The 1,148-nt window shown below is 28.6% G+C and carries 2 protein-coding genes; both read right to left on the bottom strand.

Translation table 11 applies throughout. The features are described 5' to 3' along the window. Window positions 1–89 precede the first annotated feature (89 nt). Window positions 90–461 (bottom strand): RsmG family class I SAM-dependent methyltransferase, encoded by a 372-nt coding sequence (locus HG1285_RS18595; RefSeq protein ID WP_008289627.1) that lies wholly within the window; start codon window positions 459–461, stop codon window positions 90–92. After that, window positions 458–1,126 (bottom strand): N-glycosylase/DNA lyase, encoded by a 669-nt coding sequence (locus HG1285_RS00585; RefSeq protein ID WP_008289625.1) that lies wholly within the window; start codon window positions 1,124–1,126, stop codon window positions 458–460. The genes HG1285_RS18595 and HG1285_RS00585 overlap by 4 nt, the downstream gene beginning before the upstream one ends. Between the last annotated feature and the right edge of the window lie 22 nt (window positions 1,127–1,148).

Genomic DNA, 1,148 nt, shown 5'->3' with positions numbered 1-1,148 from the left:
TCAAAGGTTTCTCCAGTAGCACGGCTTACTACAATGTCAACTTTTATCAATATTTTCTGCTCTTTTACATAAAACTTCATACTTTAAATCTATCTCTTTTTCAACATTTCAAGAAAAATGCATTTTTTCTGTACTGCTTCTATCAATGATAAATTTATTAAATCCTCATAGTAAATTTTTAATGGAACTCCAGGGAACCCTGCTCCTGAGCCGAAATCTGCTACTTCTTTATTCCTAAGCTCTATATTTGTTTTTTCAAAAAGTTTTACAAGTGTTAAACTATCAAAAAAATGTTTTTTGACTATTTCTTCTTTTTTTCTTATAGAAGATAGGTTATATACATTATTCCATTTTAGGTAAAAGGACAGATATTTGTCAAAAAGCTCTAATTGTTTGTCTGAAATTTTTATGTAATTTTCCTGACATAGTCTTTTTAATATGTTAATCTCAGGATTCATCATTTTAGGACTTTTTTGGTTTTTATGTAGAAAATATATAAATCAAGCTCCGATAACGTTAAATTTAACTGCTGTGCTATTTTTTCCAGAGCTTCTTCTGCTTCAAGGTAAACTTTTTTTGTTATTGTTTTCCTTGGTTTTACAAGACCTTTCTCAAATAAAAATCTTGATATATGACGGTCTATTATAGCAACATCATCAAATCCTATATTTCTCAAAAAGTGGCTTGCTTCTTTATATCCATATCCGTAAATTTCTTTTGATAAAATTTCTCTTGCTTCTTTTCCATTTTCTTTTTTGGCTATTTCCAGTAAAAACTCTTTTTTATCCCTTAACTTGACTATTCTTTCAGCCCTCTGCATTGCAAATCTATGTCCTTTTTTTCTTATAATTTCAAAAAGCTTTTCTAAAGGTAATTCCTGAAATCCTTTTATTCCAATTTCTTTTTGTATTTTTATTCCCATTGCTGCAGAAGAGTTTGCAGTTAAAATACAAAAGCAGGCCTCAGAGAATATATCTGCATCATAAGGGCCTATGTCTAAAAAAGGTTTAAAATTAAAAGTTGTCTGATTTTTTAGTTTTAAATTTTTAAATTCCGATATTCTCTGGTCTACATATTTTTTTACTTCTGAAACTGCTTTTAAGATTTCTTCCTTAGGTGGTATCAAGATTTCTCACCTAAAATATTGT

Source organism: Hydrogenivirga sp. 128-5-R1-1 (genome assembly GCF_000171895.1).
The sequence above is the reverse complement of the archived record's forward strand: the minus strand, read 5'-3'. Positions and strand labels throughout refer to the sequence as shown.